The organism is Tersicoccus mangrovi (genome assembly GCF_036881825.1).
Taxonomy (GTDB): domain Bacteria; phylum Actinomycetota; class Actinomycetes; order Actinomycetales; family Micrococcaceae; genus Tersicoccus; species Tersicoccus mangrovi.
On sequence record NZ_JBAJMW010000003.1, the window covers coordinates 291485 to 309653 of the forward strand.

Annotated in this window: 19 protein-coding genes; 9 read left to right on the top strand and 10 right to left on the bottom strand. The window is 70.6% G+C overall.

All coding sequences use genetic code 11. From position 1 onward, the window contains the following. The first annotated feature begins 40 nt into the window (after positions 1-40). From V6N00_RS07450 to V6N00_RS07470, 5 genes are all read left to right on the top strand, one after another. Positions 41-496, top strand: coding sequence for a MaoC family dehydratase (locus tag V6N00_RS07450; protein ID WP_334231441.1), 456 nt, complete (start codon positions 41-43; stop codon positions 494-496). Further along, a complete protein-coding gene (locus V6N00_RS07455; RefSeq protein ID WP_334231442.1) occupies positions 496-969 on the top strand; it encodes a DUF3237 domain-containing protein in 474 nt (157 codons plus the stop codon). Before V6N00_RS07450 ends, V6N00_RS07455 begins: the two co-directional genes overlap by 1 nt. A 157-nt stretch (positions 970-1126) precedes the next feature. Then, a complete protein-coding gene (locus V6N00_RS07460) occupies positions 1127-2464 on the top strand; it encodes an MFS transporter (protein WP_334231443.1) in 1338 nt (445 codons plus the stop codon). A gap of 29 nt (positions 2465-2493) precedes the next feature. Beyond that, positions 2494-4038: an acyl-CoA synthetase gene (locus tag V6N00_RS07465; RefSeq protein WP_334231444.1), complete on the top strand. Its 1545-nt coding sequence runs from the start codon at positions 2494-2496 to the stop codon at positions 4036-4038. A 370-nt stretch (positions 4039-4408) separates the two neighbouring features. After that, on the top strand, positions 4409-5350 hold the full coding sequence (locus V6N00_RS07470) for a spermidine synthase (RefSeq protein WP_334231445.1): 942 nt from the start codon (positions 4409-4411) through the stop codon (positions 5348-5350). A gap of 163 nt (positions 5351-5513) precedes the next feature. Here V6N00_RS07470 and V6N00_RS07475 read toward each other — a convergent pair whose 3' ends face one another. Together V6N00_RS07475 and V6N00_RS07480 are read right to left on the bottom strand one after the other, a co-directional pair. Next, on the bottom strand, positions 5514-6104 hold the full coding sequence (locus tag V6N00_RS07475) for a YdeI/OmpD-associated family protein (protein WP_334231446.1): 591 nt from the start codon (positions 6102-6104) through the stop codon (positions 5514-5516). A 204-nt stretch (positions 6105-6308) separates the two neighbouring features. After that, positions 6309-6773, bottom strand: a complete 465-nt coding sequence (locus V6N00_RS07480; RefSeq protein ID WP_334231447.1) for a class F sortase — start codon at positions 6771-6773, stop codon at positions 6309-6311. Between V6N00_RS07480 and V6N00_RS07485 the strand changes: the two genes are divergently transcribed. Beyond that, on the top strand, positions 6772-7065 hold the full coding sequence (locus V6N00_RS07485) for a hypothetical protein (protein ID WP_334231448.1): 294 nt from the start codon (positions 6772-6774) through the stop codon (positions 7063-7065). The genes V6N00_RS07480 and V6N00_RS07485 overlap by 2 nt on opposite strands. 39 nt (positions 7066-7104) lie before the next feature. Here V6N00_RS07485 and V6N00_RS07490 read toward each other — a convergent pair whose 3' ends face one another. Both V6N00_RS07490 and V6N00_RS07495 read right to left on the bottom strand, forming a co-directional pair. Then, positions 7105-7923 (bottom strand): hypothetical protein, encoded by an 819-nt coding sequence (locus tag V6N00_RS07490; protein WP_334231449.1) that lies wholly within the window; start codon positions 7921-7923, stop codon positions 7105-7107. A gap of 235 nt (positions 7924-8158) precedes the next feature. Next, positions 8159-8788, bottom strand: coding sequence for a hypothetical protein (locus tag V6N00_RS07495; RefSeq protein WP_334231450.1), 630 nt, complete (start codon positions 8786-8788; stop codon positions 8159-8161). A gap of 159 nt (positions 8789-8947) precedes the next feature. Between V6N00_RS07495 and V6N00_RS07500 the strand changes: the two genes are divergently transcribed. Continuing rightward, a complete protein-coding gene (locus tag V6N00_RS07500) occupies positions 8948-10321 on the top strand; it encodes an NAD-dependent succinate-semialdehyde dehydrogenase (protein WP_334231451.1) in 1374 nt (457 codons plus the stop codon). 105 nt (positions 10322-10426) lie between these two features. Here the strand turns inward: V6N00_RS07500 and V6N00_RS07505 are convergent, their stop codons facing one another. After that, positions 10427-11017 (bottom strand): hypothetical protein, encoded by a 591-nt coding sequence (locus tag V6N00_RS07505; protein WP_334231452.1) that lies wholly within the window; start codon positions 11015-11017, stop codon positions 10427-10429. A 68-nt stretch (positions 11018-11085) separates the two neighbouring features. Further along, positions 11086-11373 (bottom strand): acylphosphatase, encoded by a 288-nt coding sequence (locus V6N00_RS07510; RefSeq protein ID WP_334231453.1) that lies wholly within the window; start codon positions 11371-11373, stop codon positions 11086-11088. A 133-nt stretch (positions 11374-11506) separates the two neighbouring features. Between V6N00_RS07510 and V6N00_RS07515 the strand changes: the two genes are divergently transcribed. After that, entirely contained in the window at positions 11507-12280 is a 774-nt protein-coding gene (locus tag V6N00_RS07515; RefSeq protein ID WP_334231454.1) for an ABC transporter permease, read from the top strand. A 219-nt stretch (positions 12281-12499) separates the two neighbouring features. Beyond that, positions 12500-13435 carry an RIO1 family regulatory kinase/ATPase domain-containing protein gene (locus V6N00_RS07520; RefSeq protein ID WP_334231455.1) on the top strand — a complete coding sequence of 312 codons (936 nt, stop codon included), beginning with the start codon at positions 12500-12502 and terminating at the stop codon, positions 13433-13435. A gap of 376 nt (positions 13436-13811) precedes the next feature. Here the strand turns inward: V6N00_RS07520 and V6N00_RS07525 are convergent, their stop codons facing one another. From V6N00_RS07525 to V6N00_RS07540, 4 genes are all read right to left on the bottom strand, one after another. Then, on the bottom strand, positions 13812-14378 hold the full coding sequence (locus V6N00_RS07525) for a type 1 glutamine amidotransferase domain-containing protein (RefSeq protein ID WP_334231456.1): 567 nt from the start codon (positions 14376-14378) through the stop codon (positions 13812-13814). A gap of 297 nt (positions 14379-14675) precedes the next feature. Further along, positions 14676-15515: a carbohydrate ABC transporter permease gene (locus tag V6N00_RS07530; protein ID WP_334231457.1), complete on the bottom strand. Its 840-nt coding sequence runs from the start codon at positions 15513-15515 to the stop codon at positions 14676-14678. Then, complete coding sequence (locus tag V6N00_RS07535; RefSeq protein ID WP_334231458.1) at positions 15508-16488, bottom strand: carbohydrate ABC transporter permease; 981 nt, start codon at positions 16486-16488, stop codon at positions 15508-15510. Before V6N00_RS07535 ends, V6N00_RS07530 begins: the two co-directional genes overlap by 8 nt. A gap of 114 nt (positions 16489-16602) precedes the next feature. Continuing rightward, positions 16603-17946 (bottom strand): ABC transporter substrate-binding protein, encoded by a 1344-nt coding sequence (locus V6N00_RS07540; protein ID WP_334231459.1) that lies wholly within the window; start codon positions 17944-17946, stop codon positions 16603-16605. Positions 17947-18169 lie beyond the last annotated feature (223 nt).

Here is an 18169-nt window from a genome sequence, read left to right on the forward strand (position 1 = left end):
GTCTCCACCCCTGACCCGTTCCGCTTCGAGAGGACTCTCCATGACGACGATGTACACGTTCGACGAGCTGCCCGCGCTGGTCGGCACGACGGTCGGCCCCGGCCCCTGGCGCACCATCACCCAGGAACAGGTCAACACGTTCGCCGACGCGGCGGACGACCACCAGTGGATCCACGTCGACCCCGAGCGCGCCAAGGACGGCCCGTTCGGCGGACCGATCGCCCACGGCTTCCTCACCCTCGCCCTGCTCATCCCGCTGTGGGGCGAGCTGATGGACGTCTCCGACGTGCGGACGAAGGTCAACTACGGCCTCAACCGGGTCCGTTTCACCGCGCCCGTTCCGGTCGGCGCCCGCGTCCGGATGTCCTCGACGATCGCCGCGGTCGAGGAGGTCAAGGGTGACGGCGTGCAGCTGACCGTGGACCAGGTGATCGAGGTCGAGGGCAGCGACCGGCCCGCCGTCGTCGCCACCTTCCTGGCCCGCTTCTACCGCTGATGCGTACGCCGCGCCTGACGCCCTTCTGCACGCTCAGCGTGCAGGTCGCCGCTCCGGCCAGCATCGGGCAGACCACCGACGGCGCCCGGCGGATCGTGCCGATCACCGGGGGCACCGTCACCGGCACCGACCCGGACGGCCGCCCGTTCACCGGGACGATCCTGCCGGCCGGGGCCGACATCCAGCGCGGCGTCAGCCCCACGGTCACCGAGCTGGACGCCCGGTACGGCATCGCGCTGGACGACGGCGAACACCTGTTCGTGCACAACGCTGCGGTGCGCTCGGGGTCGGCGGAGGATCTGGCCGCGATCGCCCGGTCCGAGCCCGTCGACCCGTCCCGCCTCTACTTCCGCTCGTGGCCGCGCCTGCATGGCACCGGCGAGCGATGGGCGTGGCTGGCCGGCCGGCTGTTCGTCGGCACCGGCGAGCGCCGGCCCGACACTGTCGATCTCGCCTTCTTCCTCCTCGACTGATCTCTCGACTGCTTCCTGCTCCCCGACCCTCCCGTTCACCCGGCGACTCTCACCCCTCTGGTCCGCTCCTCGCGCCGCTCACTGCACTGCTCCCCATCGATGTTCCCCCGACGACGACCGGCAACGACGCCCGTCGTCCCGAACCCTGGAGATCCCCATGAGCAACGCCGCTCCCGAGACCCCCACCGTGGCCACCGCCGTCACCGACCGCCGTGAGGTGCGCCGGGTCCTGCTGTCCAGCTACCTGGGCAGCACCGTCGAGTTCTACGACTTCCTGCTCTACGCCACGGCATCCTCGCTCGTCTTCGGCGCCGTGTTCTTCGCGAACCTGGACCCGCTGACGGCGACCATCGCCTCCTTCGGCACCTTCGCCGCCGGCTACCTGGCCCGCCCGCTCGGCGGCTTCGTCTTCGGGCACTTCGGCGACCGGCTCGGCCGCAAGAAGATGCTCGTGCTGACCATGACGCTGATGGGTATCGGGTCCACCCTGATCGGGCTCATCCCCACGCCGGCCGTGATCGGCGCGCTGGCACCGATCCTGCTCATCCTGCTGCGGGTGTGCCAGGGCATCGCCGTCGGCGGCGAATGGGGCGGCGCGGCCCTGATGGCCCTCGAGCACGCGACCGACGGCAAGCGCGGGTTCGCGGCGTCGTTCGCCAATGCCGGCGCCCCGTCCGGTGCGGTGCTCGGCACCCTGATCATGGGCATCTTCGCGGCCCTGCCGCAGGACCAGTTCCTCGCCTGGGGCTGGCGGATCCCCTTCGTGTTCTCGCTCGTCCTGCTCGCTGTCGGCCTCTACGTGCGGACCCGGATCTCCGAGAGCCCTGTCTTCAAGGCCGCCCTCGAGATGGCCGCGCGGAACGAGGCCGAGCGCCCCGCGATGCCGCTGGTCTCGGTGCTGCGGCGCCCCAAGGCCCTCATCCTCACCGCGCTCGGCGCCGCCGCCGGCTTCGCCTTCCAGGTCACCCTCGCCACGTTCTCCATCACGTACGCGGTGGCCGCCGGCGCCGAACGCCAGTCCACCCTGTTCGCGTTCTCCGCGGCCTCGTTCATCAGCATCTTCGTGGTGATCGGGGCCGGCCGCCTCTCGGACCGGATCGGCCGCAAGCCGATGATCGTCGGCGGCCTGGTGCTGTTCATCCTCTACCTGTTCCCGATGTTCGCGCTGTTCGGATCGAAGAACCCGTGGCTGATCTTCCTCGGCTTCACCATCGGCCTGATCCTGCACTCGTGCCTGTTCGGCCCGCTCGCCGCCTTCATCTCCGAGCAGTTCGGCACCGCCTCCCGCTACACCGGGGCATCCGGCGGGTACCAGCTGGCCACCCTGCTCGGCGCCGGCTTCACGCCCGGCATCCTCGCCTCGCTCTACGCATCCAGCGGACGGTCGATCGTGCCCGTGGTCGTCTTCCTCGCCGCCGTCGGCGTCGTCAGCCTGCTCGCGGTGCTGTTCACGCGGGAGGGCCGCGACCTGGACCTGACCACCGTCGAGCACTGACACCGACCTCTGCCCCGGAAGGAGCTCCCATGCTGAACAACGGGATCGGATCGTGGCCGCACCGCCGGCTGCCGAAGTCGGCCGGCCGCACCGCGCTCGTGTGCCGCGGCCGCACGACCACCTACGACGAGCTGGCCGAACGCGTCGACCGGCTCGCCGCGGTGCTGCGGGAGCACGGCGTCCGGCCCGGGGACCGTGTGGCGTATCTCGGCGAGAACCACCCGGCCTTCCTCGAGACGCTCTTCGCGGCCGGGGGCTGCGGGGCGGTGTTCGTGCCGCTGAACACGCGGCTGGCCGCGCCGGAGCTGCGGTTCGCGCTCGGCGACTCCGGCGCCACCGTCCTGGTCCACGCCTCCTCACTCACGGGCCTCGCGCTGCCCGGCAGTGCGGACACCGCGGTCGGGCTGCGGCTGCGGGTGGACGACGGGCCCGACCCGCGGTTCACCGGCGAGATCCCGGCGGACGACGTCGACCTCGAGGAGGCACTCGCCGCGGCGGATCCGGTACGGGTCGACGTGCACGTCACGCTCGACGATCCCGCGCTGATCCTCTACACCTCCGGCACCACGGGCCAGCCGAAGGGTGCGGTGCTGACCCACGGCAACGTGACCTGGAACTGCATGAACGTGCTCGTCGACTTCGACCTTGCCTCGACCGACGTGTCGCTGATGATCTCGCCGCTGTTCCACGTCGCGGCGCTGGACATGGGGGCGCTGCCGACACTGCTCAAGGGCGGCGTGCTCGTCCTCGAGCCGCGCTTCGACCCCGGGGAGGCGCTGCGGCTGATCGAGGAGCACCGGGCGACGGCCATCTCCGGGGTGCCGACCACGTACCAGATGCTGGCCGAGCACCCGGACTGGGCGACGCGGGACATCTCCTCGCTGAGCAAGCTCACGTGCGGCGGCTCCGCCGTCCCGCATCGGGTGCTGGCCGCGTACGAGGAGCGCGGGCTCGCCTTCACGATGGGCTACGGGATGACGGAGACGGCGCCCGGAGCGACCACCCTGCCGGTGCGGTACTCAGCGGCCAAGGCCGGTTCCGGCGGCCTGCCGCACTTCTTCACCGACGTCCGGATCGCCGGGCCGGACGGCTCGCCCGTTCAGTCCGGTGAGACCGGCGAGATCCAGATCTGCGGCCCCAACGTCATCGGCGCCTACTGGCAGCGGCCCGACGCCACGGAGCAGTCCTTCGACGACGGCGGCTGGTTCCGGTCCGGCGACATGGGCCACCTCGACGAGGACGGCTTCCTCTACATCTCGGACCGGCTCAAGGACATGATCATCTCGGGCGGCGAGAACATCTACCCGGCCGAGATCGAGCAGGTCGTCGCCGAGCTGGAGGCGGTGGCCGCCGTCGCCGTCATCGGCGTCCCCGACGAGAAGTGGGGCGAGGTCGGCCGCGCCGTCATCACGGTGCGGGACGGCGCCACGATCACCGCCGAGGACGTCCTGGCCCACCTCGACGGGCGGCTGGCCCGGTACAAGCTTCCGAAGACCGTGGTCTTCACGCCGGAGATGCCGCGGACCGCGAGCGGGAAGATCCGCAAGGCCGACCTGCGGAAACAGTTCGGCTGAGGCGGGAGGTGTGCCTCCGGGCCCGGCGGGCGGCGGGTGTTTGAAGCGCCCGCTCTCTCGCCGAGTGGACGGACAACGCGACCGACGGCGGTGGCCGCGACATCACCCGCCCACGCGACAGCTGTTCGGCGCCGAGTGGACGGATAGTGCAGCCCGGCGCGCCGAATGAACGCATCAACCGCCCACTCGGCGAATCCAGCAGCGCCCGCTCTCTCGCCGAGTGGACGGTAGACGCGACCGACAACGACAGCGGCGACATCACCCGTCCACGCGGTGGGGAGAGCACAGCAGAAAGCCGCCGCGCCCGCACGAGACGCCGCCGACGGAACCCGCCGCGGTCGGGCACCGACGGGCGTGCCACACTCGAACCATGGCCGCCCGGAAGAACCCTCCGTCGATCCGCCTGCCCCTCTCCGGGACCACCGCGTCCATCGAGCCGGACGGCTGGGGCGGCGAGGGCTTCGTGCTGTTCATCGGGGGCGCCGAACAGTCGCATGTCGACCTGACCGATCAGACCCGGATCGTCTACGAGTACCTGTACCGGATCAGCAACGTCGTCGACACCCTGCCGGCCGGCCCGATCCGCGCCGTCCACCTGGGCGCCGGGGCGATGACCCTCCCCCGCTACATCGCCGTCATGCGGCCGGGCTCGCCGCAGGTCGTCGTGGACATCGAGTGGGGGCTGCTCTCCTTCGTCGAGGAGCACCTGCCGCTGCCGGAGGGCACCGACCTGCAGCGCATCGGGGACGACGCCCGGGTCGCCGTCGGCTTCGCCGCGCACCTGCTGGGCGGCGCGGCCGATCTGATCGTCCTGGACGTCTTCGCCGGCGCCGACGCCCCGCAGCACCTGACGACCACGGGCTTCTATCGCGAGGTCGCGGACGCGCTCGACGACGACGGCGTGCTCGCCGTCAACGTGGGCGACGACCCGCCCCTGACCTTCTTCCGCGGCCAGGCCGCCGCCCTGCTCGAGGCGTTCGAGCACGTCGTGGCTCTGGCGGAGGCGCCCATGTTCTCCGGCGAGCACCCCGGCAACCTCGTCCTCGTCGCGTCGCGCCGGCCGCTGAACCGGCGGTGGCTCAACGACGTCGTGGCGCAGGGTCCGCACCCGGCCTCCGGCCTCGACCGGGACGAGCTGGTCGATTTCGCCGCTGGTGTGCCGGCACCGGAGGACGACCCGGAGCAGCGGTGGCGCCGGGCGCACACGGATCGGCAGCAGCGACTCCGGCGGCTGGTCCAGGGCCTCGATCCGGACGCCCCGGCCACGGAAGAGGACGACGCGGGCGACGGCGACCGGGAAGCCGGCGACTAGGACCTCGATACACCGGAGTTCCCGGGAAGCCGGCGGCCGGCCGGCACCGCCTGGATCACGGATCATTGTCCGGTCGAAAGGCGACCCCGAAGCGACCCGCTGCTGACGAGATCACCCGCCGATGAGCTAGGCGGCCCCGGGAGGCCGACCCGGCGTCGCCTGCTCAGTAGATCGACTCGCCCCGCGCGAGCATCGCGACGAACTCCTCGATCCGGCGCGCTCGCGTCTGCTCCCGCTTGACGTTCTGCAGCCGGAAGTAGATCGCGTACCGGTTCTGACTGGTGAGCGTCGCGTAGAACGCCGCCGCCTCCGGGTTGGCCGCGAGCGCGGCGAGGAAGTCCGGGTGCGGCTGGGCGTCCTTCGGCCCGGCGTAGGCGGCGTCCCAGCGACCGTCGGCCCGAGCACGTTCGACCTCTGCGAGGCCGCGCGGCGTCATCGCCCCCGCCGCGATCATGGCCTCGACGGCGGTACGGTTGCGCACCGACCACACGCTGCGGGATCGACGCGGTGTGAAGCGCTGGAGGTAGGTCGTCTCGTCGAGGCTACGGGCCTGCCCGTCGATCCACCCGTGCTGCAGCGCCACCTCGAGCGCCTCGGCGTAGGTGACGGTCCGCGTCGTCGGGTCCTGCTGCACCGCGCCCTTCTTGGCGAACACCAGCCACACGCCGTCCGGATCGTCCTGGTGCTCGCCCAGCCAGGCGCGCCACTGGGCCTGGTCGGCGCAGCGCAGGCGGGGGGCGTCGGCGGTGGCCACGGCTGCTCCTCACGGTCGGATCGGATCCCGGCGGACGGTGCACACGACGGTGCACCGCAGCGACATCACTGTCCCCCGCATGCCCGCCCGGTGCAAGCACACGCCGTCACGAGAGACGCCTCGGAAGCCAGCGGTCCGGAACGCACGATGCCCCGTCCGCTCACGGGGAACGGACGAGGCACCGCGCGCCGGGACGACCCAGGATCAGCGGTGGCTGCCGATCAGGTGGCCGAAGACGATGGTGTTCTCCTCCCACCGATCGCTCGAGGCCTGGTAGTCGCCGCAGGTGATCAGCCGGATCTCCGAGCGCGACGTGTTGCCGTACACCTGGAGGGTGGGAAAGGTGTCCTTGCGCACGGACTGCAGCCGGTCGACCTGGAACACGGCCACCCGACCGTCGGCCCGGGTGACGCTGAACTGATCGCCAGGCTTCATCTCGTGCAGGCGGAAGAAGACGCCCTCCGGGATGGTGGTCGTGTTGACGTGACCGAGGATGACGGCCGGCCCCTGCTGGCCCGGCGTTGGCGAGCCGTCGTACCAGCCTGCGGGCGATCCGGCCTCGCCGGGAGGCACGGCGACGCTGCCGTCGTCCTGCCGTCCCAGGTCGATCAGGTCGGTGCTGACGCCGATCGACGGGATGTCGAGCCGGGTGGGCTTCGAGGCCGGCATGACGGGGCCCGAGGCCTTCGTCAGTGCCGGCGGGGGCTTCGGCGCGGAGGCCGGTGCCACGCTCGGCTTCGATGTCGCGGTCGGCTTCGCCGGTGAGGACGAGGACGATGCTGTCGGGGTGCTGCTGCTGTGTGCGCCGGTGCTCGTGCTCGGACCGGCGGCGGATCCCGTGGCGGCCGGTGCGGCACACCCCGAGAGGACTCCGCCCGCCAGTCCGAGGGTGAGCACGGCGGCCGCCGCGGACCGGGACACCGATCCGCGGCGGCTGCGTGGGTCACTCATGACCGTGTGACTCTCCTCTTCGCTGTTGCGATGATCGGAGCGGGACTGATCAGTCCTGCGCCTTGCGGGCGGCCCGACGACGGTTCAGACCGAAGGCGGCAGCACCGGCGACCAGGACACCACCGGCAGCGGCGAACAGACCCGGGGTCGCGTCGGTGGCCGTGGTCTGGGCGGCGGCGGCCGGCTTCACGCCGGTCTCCGGGGCACCGTTGGGCATGGAGCCCATCTGGGAGAGCCGCAGCTCACCGCAGAGCGCTGGCGAGGTGGCGGCCAGCGGCAGGGAGGGAACGATGTCGCTCTTCTCCTTCTGGGCGGTGGCCGACAGGGTGGCCGGGTCCAAGCCGTGGACGACGACCGACGCGGTGTTCGCCTTCAGCGCCGCGAGGGTCTCGTCGCTGAGGGTGATGGTGCGCTTGTAGTTGATCGTCCCCCCGGACGGGGCCAGCTTCAGGTCCGTCGCGGACGCCGGCGAGAAGTCACCGCTCGTGGTCAGGGTCTGGGCGATCTTGCCGTAGTGCGGCGCACCCTCGGTGACGCTGACGACGCCGTCACCGTTCTTGTCGGCCGACGCGTCCGGGCACATGCCCATGGCGCCGATGTGGATGTGCTGCACGTGCGGGTACGCCTGGCCGTTGAACGACGCCGGCAGACCGGTGACGTTCTCGGTGACGGTCGCCTGGTTGCCCTGCACCGTGATCCAGACGCTGCCGCTGGCGGTGCTGTTGTTCAGCTGCTTGAGCTGGGTCTGGTAGGTCCAGGATCCGCTGTCGGACCCGGTGGTGCCCTGCGCCTGGGCCGGGCCGGCGGCGAGGGCGAGGGCGCCCAGCGCCAGGGCCGGTGCCGCGAGGAGTGCAGAGGTGCGCTTCATGATGGGGTACTCCCTTGAGTGTGGGCGACCGGCTCGTGTCGGCGCCTGGTGATCCATCTGACATCCGGTATTCGGAGCGTGCTGATGATCGGATTGGACGACTTTCTCGATCGCGTGCCGCTGACCTGCGCGGACCTCGTTCCCACGAACGCGACGACGGGGCAGACGCGCTGCGTCCGCCCCGTCGGGGTCCTGCGGCTTTCCGCGCGGAGGTCCCGCGGGGACTACTGGTCGTTCAGGAATCGTGCCGCCAGCAGGCGATCACGACGCTGGCGATGGCATAGGCGTCGTCCGCTCGCTGCGCCGCCGGCCGGTCCGCCAGCTGCCGAGCATCGATCGTCAGCGTCATGCCGTCGTTGAGGAAGAGGACGACGCCGTCGGGCGTGCTGGCTCCCGGCAGGCCGAAGTTGGTGAGCCCGCCGATGGTCGTGATCCCGGGGTAGCGCGTGCGCTGCTGGTCGAACCAGGCGCGCTCGGCGCCGGCCGGAGGCTGCTTCACGCTGATGACGAGCGCTCCCCCGGCGACCGGGTACCGGCACGTGTAGAGGCCGTTCACCCACGTCGAGGTGCGGCCCGAGACGGCCTTCGCTCCGGCGAGGTCGGCGACCTTCGCGAGCGCCTCCTTGTCCGAGCAGATCATGCTGATCTTCGCCGGTGGGGTAGCCCCAGCGGCGGCACCCCCGGCAGCGCCCACCGAGGCGGTCGACGGCGCGGCGCTCGCGGAACCGGCAGCAGAGGACGGGGCAGCGGAGGACGTTGCGCTCGGTGACGTCGAGCGGGCCCCCTCCCCCGTGGCGGCGACCGGGCCCGCGCACCCGGCGAGCGCGATCACCCCGGCGGCGAGGACGAGTCCGGCACGGCGCATGGTCGGCTCCTTCATGAGGGTTGCAGGTCGAGGACGAACCACGAGGAAGAACAGATCGATCTTCTGATGTTCGATACCGGACGGCGCGCCGGATTGCCGCGATTGCGCTCGTGGCGAGGCCGGATGCGGGGCCCGCCGGACCGCGCCTAGGGTGAAACCATGACTTCCTACAAGACCGTGAACCCCGCCACCGGCGAGACCCTGAAGGAATTCGACGAACTGACCGCCGAGGGCGTCCAGGACGTCCTGGACCGCTCGCACCGGGCGTTCCTCTCGTGGCGCGAGACGCCGGTCGAGGAGCGCAGTCGCGTGCTCGCCCGCATCGCCGAACTCTACGCCGAGCGCAAGCAGGAACTGTCCGAGCTGACGACCCTGGAGATGGGCAAGCCCGTCCGCCAGAGCGGGTTCGAGATGGACATCTGCAAGGACATCTTCCAGTACTACGCCGACAAGGGCCCGTCGTTCCTGAAGGACGAGGAGCTCGACGTCGCCCAGGGCGGCCGCGCCGTGGTCCGCAAGGAGGCCATCGGCTCGCTCGTCGGCATCATGCCGTGGAACTTCCCGCACTACCAGGTGGCCCGGTTCGCCGCGCCCAACCTCATGCTCGGCAACACGATCATCCTCAAGCACGCGCCGAACTGCCCGCAGAACGCCCTGGCGATGGAGCAGCTGTTCCGCGATGCCGGGCTGCCGGCCGACGCGTACATCAACGTCTTCGCCACGAACGACCAGATCGCCGACATGATCGCCGACCCGCGCGTGCAGGGCGTCTCGCTGACCGGGTCGGAGCGGGCTGGCTCGGCCGTCGCGGAGATCGCCGGCCGCAACCTGAAGAAGGTCGTGCTCGAACTCGGTGGGTCGGATCCCTTCATCGTCCTGGACGCCCCGGACCTGGACGCCACCGTCAAGCAGGCGGCCGGTGCCCGCCTCGTCAACGGCGGCCAGGCCTGCAACGCCGCCAAGCGGTTCATCGTGCACGAGGACGTCTACGACGAGTTCGTCGAGAAGTTCTCCGCCTCCCTCGGCGCCGTCACCCCGGGTGACCCGACGAACCCGAAGACCTTCGTCGGCCCCCTGTCCTCGACCGGCGCGGTGGACACGCTGATGGAGCAGATCGACGACGCGGTCGCCAAGGGCGCCACCGTACGCACCGGCGGCAAGCGGATCGACGGGGCCGGCGCGTGGGTGCAGCCGACCGTGCTGACCGACGTGACCCCGCAGATGCGCGCCTACAGCGAGGAGCTCTTCGGTCCCGCCGCCGTCGTCTACAAGGTGGCGTCCGCCGACGAGGCCGTCGACCTCGCCAACAGCTCGCCCTACGGTCTGTCCGGTTCGGTGTGGAGCGGCAACGCCGACGCGGCGGCCGCGGTGGCCGACCGGCTCGACGTCGGCATGGCGTTCGTCAACGAGCACGGCGCCACCGCCGCGGACCTGCCGTTCGGCGGCGTCAAGCGCTCCGGCGTCGGCCGGGAACTCGCGCAGTACGGCATGGACGAGTTCGTCAACAAGAAGCTGGTGCGCGTCACCCGCTGATCGGCGGGTTCCGCGCGCGTCGCCCCGGGTTCGGCTCCGGCCGCCCGGGGCGACGTGCGTCCGGGGACGGGTCGGGGCCGGGTCGGGGTCGACCGGCTGCGTTCGCTACTGCCCGAGCGCGCGCCACTCGGCCTCGGTGAATGCCTGCTCGAGCCGGGTCACGGCGACGGCGTAGGCGGCCTCGTCGGCGACGTCGCGCGCGTCCCGCGCCTGCCGCATCGCGCGCACGACGGCGGCCGCCGTCGGCTGGCTGACGTCGGTCATCTGCGGGTAGTCGATCTGCTTGCCGGGGTCGAGCTCGTACGCGAGCCAGCGTTCGACGACGGCGTCGTGCCGGGCACGCAACTCGGCCATCCGGCCGGCGGCCGCATCCAAGACGCGCTGGCGCACCCGTTGCCGGGTGGTGCGGAGCAAGTAGGCCCCGGCGAGGAGGATCGCGACGAACGCCGCGACGGCGAGCAGCAGACCGGCACGGCCGACGATGGCCGCCCCGAGCGCCGCGACCGCGACGACACCGGCGATCCCGGCGAAGCCGGTCCAGAACGCGGCGTCGGGCTCGATCACGTCGACGTCGCCGGCGCGCGTGTCCGCGGCGGCGCGGTCGGCGCCGCCCTTGACCAGTGAGGCGGAGCTGTAGGTGGCGATCCCCGCGATCAGCAGGACGCCGATCACGATGACGAGCAGTGTCAGGATCATCGGTGCTCTCCTCTCGGTTCGTGCGGCTGGGAGTCCGCCGTCGCAGATGAACAGGTGGACGGTGCGGGTCAGCTCACCGTGAAGCCGTGGAACTGACCGGTGGCGTCGGAGAACTCGCTGCGGACGTCCTCGACCGTGCCGGGTGTCCGTCCCGAGGTGAGGGTGGTCAGCAGGTTCTCGCAGTCGTGGCGGCTGCCTTCGACGACCACCCGCACCGTCCCGTCGGCGCGATTGCTCGCCGTTCCGTTCAGCTGCAGGCGGTGCGCCTGCTCCATGGTCCAGTACCGGAACCCGACGCCCTGCACCATGCCGCTGACGACGGCGGTGAGACGGGACGGTTCGCTCTTCACGCCCATGTGACCAGCGTAGTCACCGCGCCGGTCCCGCGGCAGGGGCCGGTGTCGCGCACCGGGTCTTCCCGGCGTCGGCGACAATCGAGAGGACGGCGTCCCCGACCGGGGGTGGTGAAGACGACGGGGAGGACGGGCGATGGCGGGGTGGTCTGCCGAGGCGCTGGCGTCGGGGCCGTGGGTCGCGACGCTCGTCGCCGTCGCCCTGCTGACCGCGCTGGCCGCCGTCCTGCTGCGCATCGGCCGCGTGCCGGCTCCGGCCGAGATCCCGCTCGCCATCGGGCGCGCGGTGGTCCAGCTCGCGGCGCTCAGCCTCGTCCTCAGCGGCGTGATCACCGACGGCCGGCTCGTCGCACTGGCCCTCGCGATCATGCTCGGCGTCGCCGTGGCCACCGCCGCCCGCCGCCTGCACGCGCCCCGCAGCGCGGTGCCGGTGCTGACCGCGGCGATCGTCTCCGGGCCGGTGATCGCCATGGCCGTGGTGTTCGTGACCGGAGCCATCACCTTCTCGCCCCGCTACGTCCTCGCCGTCGGCGGGATCGTGATCGGCAACGCCATGACGATCGCGACGCTGACCTCGCGCCTGTTCACGGCCTCGGTCATCGACCACTGGGACGAGGTCGAGGCGTGGCTCTCGCTCGGGGCCACCGGGCGGCAGGCGGTCGCCCGGCTCGCCCGCGACGCCGTGCACACGGCACTGGTGCCCAGCATCGACCAGACCCGCACGACCGGGATCGTGGTGCTGCCGGGCGCGTTCGTCGGCGCCGTCTTCGGCGGCGCGTCACCGCTCGAGGCGGGACGGTTCCAGCTCGTCGTGCTCGCGTCGATCCTGGCCGCCGGGGCGGTCACGGGGTCGCTCATCGCGTTCCGCGGTCATCTCGCGTCGACGCGGCCGATCGACCACCGCGCCTGACGCTGCCCCCTCGGGCTCTTGCCGGCCTCGCACCGCGGTGCCAGACTGAGCTGCCGAACCGAGCGCGCCCGCACCGTCGGGTGTGCACCGCCCCGGCAGGGGACGCCACGAGGGCGCCCGCCCGGACACCAGGACAGGAGGACGTGATGACCCGCATCGATCTCGGCCGCATGGCCGGCCACGCGCACCCGCATCCCTCCTGCCCCTGGAGTCCTCCGCATGTCCTGGTCCTCTGACCCGCACGCAGACCCTCACCGCACCACCGATCCCCAGCAGGTCCCCGACCTGCGCCATTTCTCCGAGCTGCGCCACTTCGCGGGCCTCACGCTGTCCTTCGACGACGACACCGGCGATGACCTCGCGCCCGGTCGACGCTGGTCCACCTTCAACGACGTCGAGCGCGGCTGCCGCGGTCCGGACCCCCGACCCGACTGGGTGATCGAGGACGCCGCCGCCGTCGACACCGAACTCGGCGTGCTCAAGACGGGCAAGGAGGCCGACGTCTTCCTGCTCGAACGGGCCACCGCCCACGCCTCGTGCCTGCTCGCGGCCAAGCGCTACCGGGCGGCTGAGCACCGCCAGTTCCACCGCAGCACCGTCTACACCGAGGGCCGCACCACCCGCCGGTCCCGTGACGCCCGAGCGCTCGAGACCGGGTCCACGTTCGGCCGGTCCGTGGCCGCCGCCCAGTGGGCCGGCGCCGAGTGGGCGGCGCTGCGCCTGCTGTACACCGAGGGCCTGCCGGTGCCGTACCCGGTGCAACTCGACGGGACGGAGCTGCTGCTCGAGTTCGTGCCCGACGTGGACGACCCCGACGGCGTCACCGCCGCGCCTCGGCTGCAGCAGGCGTCGGTACCCGCCGGCAGCGGCGGCACCGACCTGCTGTGGGACTGGTGGCACCAGACCCGCGACGTCCTGCTCGCCCTCGCCCGGCTCGGGCTCGCGCACGGCGACCTCTCTCCGTACAACGTGCTCGCCTCCGGGCGGCGGCTCGTCGTGATCGACGTCCCGCAGATCGTCGACACCGTCTCCAACCCGCGCGGAGCGGAGCTGCTGGCGCGGGACTGCACGACGATGGCGCGCTGGTTCGTCACCCACGGTCTGCCCGTCGACCCGGATGCCCTGGTCGCGCAGGTGCTCGCCGAACTGCGCTGACGGCGCCCGGCCCGGTTGTCGAGTGGACGGCTGTTGCACGCAACCGGCCCACACGACCGCTTCGTCCGTCCACTCGGCAGCGGCGGATCCTCGAGTGGACGGCTGTTGCACGCAACCGGCCCACACGACGACATCGTCCGTCCACTCGGCAGCGGCGGATCCTCGAGTGGACGGCTGTTGCACGCAACCGGCCCACACGACCGCATCGTCCGTCCACTCGGCAGCGGCGGATCCTCGAGTGGACGGCTGTTGCACGCAACCGGCCCGCACGACCGCATCGTCCGTCCACTCGGCGACAACCGCGCCGCTGACCGTGCCCGGACGTGCAGCAGGGGCGGCGCCGTCCGGCACCGCCCCTGCTGCACGTGGTCGTGGATCAGGCGTGCTGACCCTCGTGCTGGCCCTCGGCGGCCTCCTCGACGACCTTGGCGCTGAACGCCTCGAGGTCGTCGGGGTTGCGGCTCGTGGTCAGCCCCTGGTCGACGACGACCGTCTCGTCCACCCAGGTCGCCCCGGCGTTCTTCAGGTCGGTCTGCAGCGACGGGTACGAGGTGAGCTTGCGCCCCTCGACCACGCCCGCCTCGATGAGCAGCCACGGACCGTGGCAGATCGAGGCGACCGGCTTCTTCGCGTCGAAGAAGGCCTTGGCAAACGCCACGGCCGCCTGCTCGGTGCGCAGGGTGTCGGCGTTGACGACACCGCCGGGGATCACCAGGGAGGCGTAGTCCTCCGGCTTGGCGTCGGCGAGCTTGACGTCCACCGGGAAGGTGTCGCCCTCCTCGGTGTCACCGTTCATGCCCTGGACGGAGTCGTCCTTCGGGGAGATCAGCACCGGGGTGCCACCGGCGTCCTTCACCGCCTGCCAGGGGTGGGTCAGTTCGACCTGCTCCACACCGTCGGTGAGCAGGAACGCGATCTTCTTGCCGTCGAGCGTCTGTGCCATCTGGGGGTCCTCCCGTCGATCGGTACTGTCGTCGGCGCGCCACGGCGCCGGTCGCCCGGCATCGTGCGCGTCTATCGTCAGCCTACTGAGGATCGCCCGGACGGGCCAGCGGCGTTCCCTGCCCGCGAACAACGCTGCTGGTGAACGACCGGGCTCGCGATGAGCACTGCTGGCGAACGATCGGGTTCACGCCAGGAAGGTCGTGACGGTCCGGACGTGCAGGATCCCGGGTCGGGAGGCTCCGACCCGGGATCCCGGTCCAGCGATCGCGAAGCGGCGTTCGCGAGATGATCCGGCCTACTTCACGGCACCCGCGGTCAGGCCGGCGACGAAGCTGCGCTGCAGGAGCAGGAAGCCGACGACGACGGGGATCGACACCACGAGGGACGCGGCCATGATCTGGTTCCAGTACACGTTGGTCTGTGTCGAGTACAGCTGCAGGCCCACCGCGAGCGTGCGGTTGGCGTCCGTCGTCATCACCGACGCGAACAGCACCTCGCCCCACGACGTCATGAAGCTGTAGATCGCGACGGCCACCAGGCCTGGCCGGGCCGCCGGCAGCACCACGGTCAGCAGCGCCTTCATCGGCCCGCAGCCGTCCACGAGGGCGGCCTCGTCCAGATCCCGCGGGATGCCATCGAAGTAGCCCGCGAGCATCCAGATCGAGAAAGGCAGCGAGAACGTCAGGTACGTGATGATCAGGCCACCCCGCGTACCCACCAGCTGGATGCCGGTCAGGGTGTTGACGTTGACGAAGATGAGGAACAGCGGCAGCAGGAACAGCACGCCCGGGAACATCTGCGTCGAGAGCACCGTCGTCGAGAAGATGGTGCGCCCGCGGAACCGGTACCGCGAGACGGCGTAGGCCGCGAAGATCGCGATGATCACGCTGAGGATCGTGGCGATGCCGGCGACGATGACGCTGTTGAGGAAGTAGCTGGCCAGCGGGACGGTGTTCCACATGTCCACGAAGGGCGCGAAGGTCACCGTCGTCGGCAGCCAGGTGAAGTCGCCCTGCACGTCGGAGAGCGGCTTCATCGCCGAGGTGATCATGACGTACACCGGGACGACCGTGAAGACGGTCAGCACGACGATGACGGCGATCCGGAAGGTCCGGGCACCCGCGGTCTCACGCATCGTTCTTCGACCTCCGGTTCAGCACCAGCAGGTAGAGGCCGGTGACCACGAGCAGGAACAGGAGCAGCAGGACGGACATCGCGGCTCCGGAGCCGAAGTTCCAGGTGAGGAACGAGGCGTTGTAGATGTGGAAGGAGATCAGGTCGCCGGCGGGCGGCTGGGCGTTGCCGAACAGCACGAACGGGGTGTTGAAGTCGTTGAACGTCCACAGGAACATGACGAGCACGAGGACCATGTTGACGGGCCGCAGCATCGGCAGGGTGATCGAGCTCCACTGCCGGAAGGGGCGGGCGCCGTCGACGGCGGAGGCCTCGTAGACGTCGTCGGGGATGGACTGCAGGCCGGCCATCAGCATGAGGAAGGCGAAGGGCCACAGCCGCCAGACGGCGACGATGACGAGCGAGGTGAAGGCGTTGTCGCCGATCAGCCAGAACGGCTTGTCCCCGCCGAAGCCGAGGTTGTCGTAGAACAGGTGGTTCACCGCGCCGGTGTCCTTCTGCAGCATGAACTTCCAGGCGATGATGCCGGCGTACATGGGCAGCGCGTAGGGCACGAGGAACAGGGTGCGGAAGATCGCGCGGCCGCGGAACGGGCGCTGCAGCGCGACGGCGGCGGCCATGCCGAGCACCCAGGCGATGCCGACCACCAGCAGCGTGAAGGCGACGGTGATGCCGAAGGAGCGGAGCAGCCCGGCGCCGATGGCGCTGTTGAAGTCGAGGGCCACGGAGTAGTTGGTGCCGCCGACGAAGGGGGCGCGGCCCCAGTTGGCGATGAACGCCTTGGTCAGGCGCAGCAGGCTCATCCAGATGCCGGTGACCATGGGGATCACGTGGATGACGAGCTCGAAGACGATGGCCGGGGCCAGCAGGGCGTACGGGAGCCACCAGCCGGAGCGGCGGCGGCGCCGGCCCGTGGGGGTCACCGGTGGGGTGGTGGGGCTGGGGGTACTGGGGCGCAGCGCGGTCGCGGACACGCGGGCTCCCCCTTTCTCGATGGGGCGGACACCGTGGGCGGAACCCCGGTCATCGGACGGGGTCCGAGACCGGGAGGGGGCGGACCCGGCGTGGTGCCGGGCCCGCCCCATCCGTCATCCGGCCGAGGACACCTGGTCCTGAGCGGTCTGCAGGGCGCTCTTGATGTCGTCCGTGCTCACCGTGCCGCCGGAGGCGATCTTGGCGAACATGTCGTTCATGGCCTTGCCGACGGTGCTCTCGAACTGGTCCTCAGCGGCAACCAGCGGCAGCGGCTTCGACTTCGTCTCGTAGATGTCGGAGAAGATCTTGGCCTCCTCCGGGTTGTCCGTGAAGTTCGGCGTCTGGCCCTTGAGGACCGGCAGCGCGGTGAACTTCTTGTCCAGCGCGGCCTGCGTCTCCTCGCTGGTCATGAACTTGACGAACTTCAGGGCCGCGTCCTGGTTCTTCGTGTTCTTGAAGACGGACATGTTGATGCCGGCCACGTGGCTGGCGGTCTTCGTCGTGCTGTCGGCGGGAGCCGGGAACGGGATCACGCCGTACTCGGACGACTTCATGCCGTTCGCCTGGATACTGTTGTCCGCGTTGTTCTGGTTGATGATCATCGCGACCTTCCTGGTCGCGAAGTCGTTGACCGCCTTGACGCCGTTGTCGTACTGGGCGTTGGAGACGTTGACGACCTTGTCGGTCTGCATCAGGTCGAGGAACCGCTTGATGCCGTTGACGACGCCGTCGGAGGTGAAGGTCGGCTTGCCGTCCTTGTCGAACAGGTCGGCGCCGTTCTGCGCGGCGTTGATGAAGGCGAAGTGGGCGTTCTCGGTGTAGCTGCCCGCGGCGAGCGCGAAGCCGTACTGCTTGCCGTCGGTCAGCTTCTTGGCCGCCGCGACGAGCTCGTCCCAGTTGGTAGGCGGCTTGACGCCGGCCTTCTCGAGCATCGCCTTGTTGTAGTACAGGCCGTAGGCGAGGCCGTACAGCGGGACAGAGGTCGGGTCCTGGCCGGCCATGCCGCCGGTGTCCAGCGCCGTCTTGACGAACTTGTCCTTGCCGCCGATCGCATCGAGGGCCGACTGGTCGAATGGCATGAACGCCCCGGTGGACTGCAGCGAGGCGGCCCAGGTGTTGCCGATGTTCACGACGTCGGGCGCCTGGCCCGAGGTGACCGCGGTCTGGATGCGGGTCTGCAGGTCGTTCCAGCCGATGACCTCGAGGTTGACCTTGACGCCGGTCTGCTGCTGGAACTTCTGCAGCTGCGGGGTCAGTACCTCCTTGTCGTTGTCGAGGCTGGTGCCCTGGTTGGAGGCCCAGTAGGTGAGCGTGCCGCCGCTGCTGGCGCCGCCGCTGCTGCCACTGCTGCCACTGCCTCCACCGGCGGAGGAGTTGCTGCCGCTACCGCCACAACCCGTGGTGGTCAGAGCGAGCGCGGTGATCACGGCGCTCGCAGCGAGGATTCGAAGTTTCACTGCGGGACTTCCTTGTCTGTGTCGCATGTGTCGGCGTCATCGCGGACGGAGCCAGGAATGTGGCCTGCGCAACAACGTAGACGCACTAACGACGAGCGTCAATCAAAAGTTCGCAGCTTCTTGGTGAATCTGGAAGGAGGCTCGACAGTACCTGCATCGGCACGTGGACACGCCGGAGGAGCCGGGGTCACCGGCGGGGTGGAGCGGTGCCGTGCGGCGCGGG

Excerpts from the sequence above, each read along its gene's own strand:
- V6N00_RS07515 (WP_334231454.1), top strand. The coding sequence starts at position 11,507 with ATGGCGGGGTGGTCTGCCGAGGCGCTGGCGTCGGGGCCGTGGGTCGCG.
- V6N00_RS07485 (WP_334231448.1), top strand. The coding sequence starts at position 6,772 with ATGACGGGGCCCGAGGCCTTCGTCAGTGCCGGCGGGGGCTTCGGCGCG.
- V6N00_RS07510 (WP_334231453.1), bottom strand. The coding sequence starts at position 11,373 with ATGGGCGTGAAGAGCGAACCGTCCCGTCTCACCGCCGTCGTCAGCGGC.
- V6N00_RS07525 (WP_334231456.1), bottom strand. The coding sequence starts at position 14,378 with ATGGCACAGACGCTCGACGGCAAGAAGATCGCGTTCCTGCTCACCGAC.
- V6N00_RS07460 (WP_334231443.1), top strand. The coding sequence starts at position 1,127 with ATGAGCAACGCCGCTCCCGAGACCCCCACCGTGGCCACCGCCGTCACC.
- V6N00_RS07450 (WP_334231441.1), top strand. The coding sequence starts at position 41 with ATGACGACGATGTACACGTTCGACGAGCTGCCCGCGCTGGTCGGCACG.
- V6N00_RS07495 (WP_334231450.1), bottom strand. The coding sequence starts at position 8,788 with ATGCGCCGTGCCGGACTCGTCCTCGCCGCCGGGGTGATCGCGCTCGCC.
- V6N00_RS07520 (WP_334231455.1), top strand. The coding sequence starts at position 12,500 with ATGTCCTGGTCCTCTGACCCGCACGCAGACCCTCACCGCACCACCGAT.
- V6N00_RS07455 (WP_334231442.1), top strand. The coding sequence starts at position 496 with ATGCGTACGCCGCGCCTGACGCCCTTCTGCACGCTCAGCGTGCAGGTC.
- V6N00_RS07530 (WP_334231457.1), bottom strand. The coding sequence starts at position 15,515 with ATGCGTGAGACCGCGGGTGCCCGGACCTTCCGGATCGCCGTCATCGTC.
- V6N00_RS07465 (WP_334231444.1), top strand. The coding sequence starts at position 2,494 with ATGCTGAACAACGGGATCGGATCGTGGCCGCACCGCCGGCTGCCGAAG.
- V6N00_RS07480 (WP_334231447.1), bottom strand. The coding sequence starts at position 6,773 with ATGCCGGCCTCGAAGCCCACCCGGCTCGACATCCCGTCGATCGGCGTC.
- V6N00_RS07505 (WP_334231452.1), bottom strand. The coding sequence starts at position 11,017 with ATGATCCTGACACTGCTCGTCATCGTGATCGGCGTCCTGCTGATCGCG.
- V6N00_RS07470 (WP_334231445.1), top strand. The coding sequence starts at position 4,409 with ATGGCCGCCCGGAAGAACCCTCCGTCGATCCGCCTGCCCCTCTCCGGG.
- V6N00_RS07490 (WP_334231449.1), bottom strand. The coding sequence starts at position 7,923 with ATGAAGCGCACCTCTGCACTCCTCGCGGCACCGGCCCTGGCGCTGGGC.
- V6N00_RS07500 (WP_334231451.1), top strand. The coding sequence starts at position 8,948 with ATGACTTCCTACAAGACCGTGAACCCCGCCACCGGCGAGACCCTGAAG.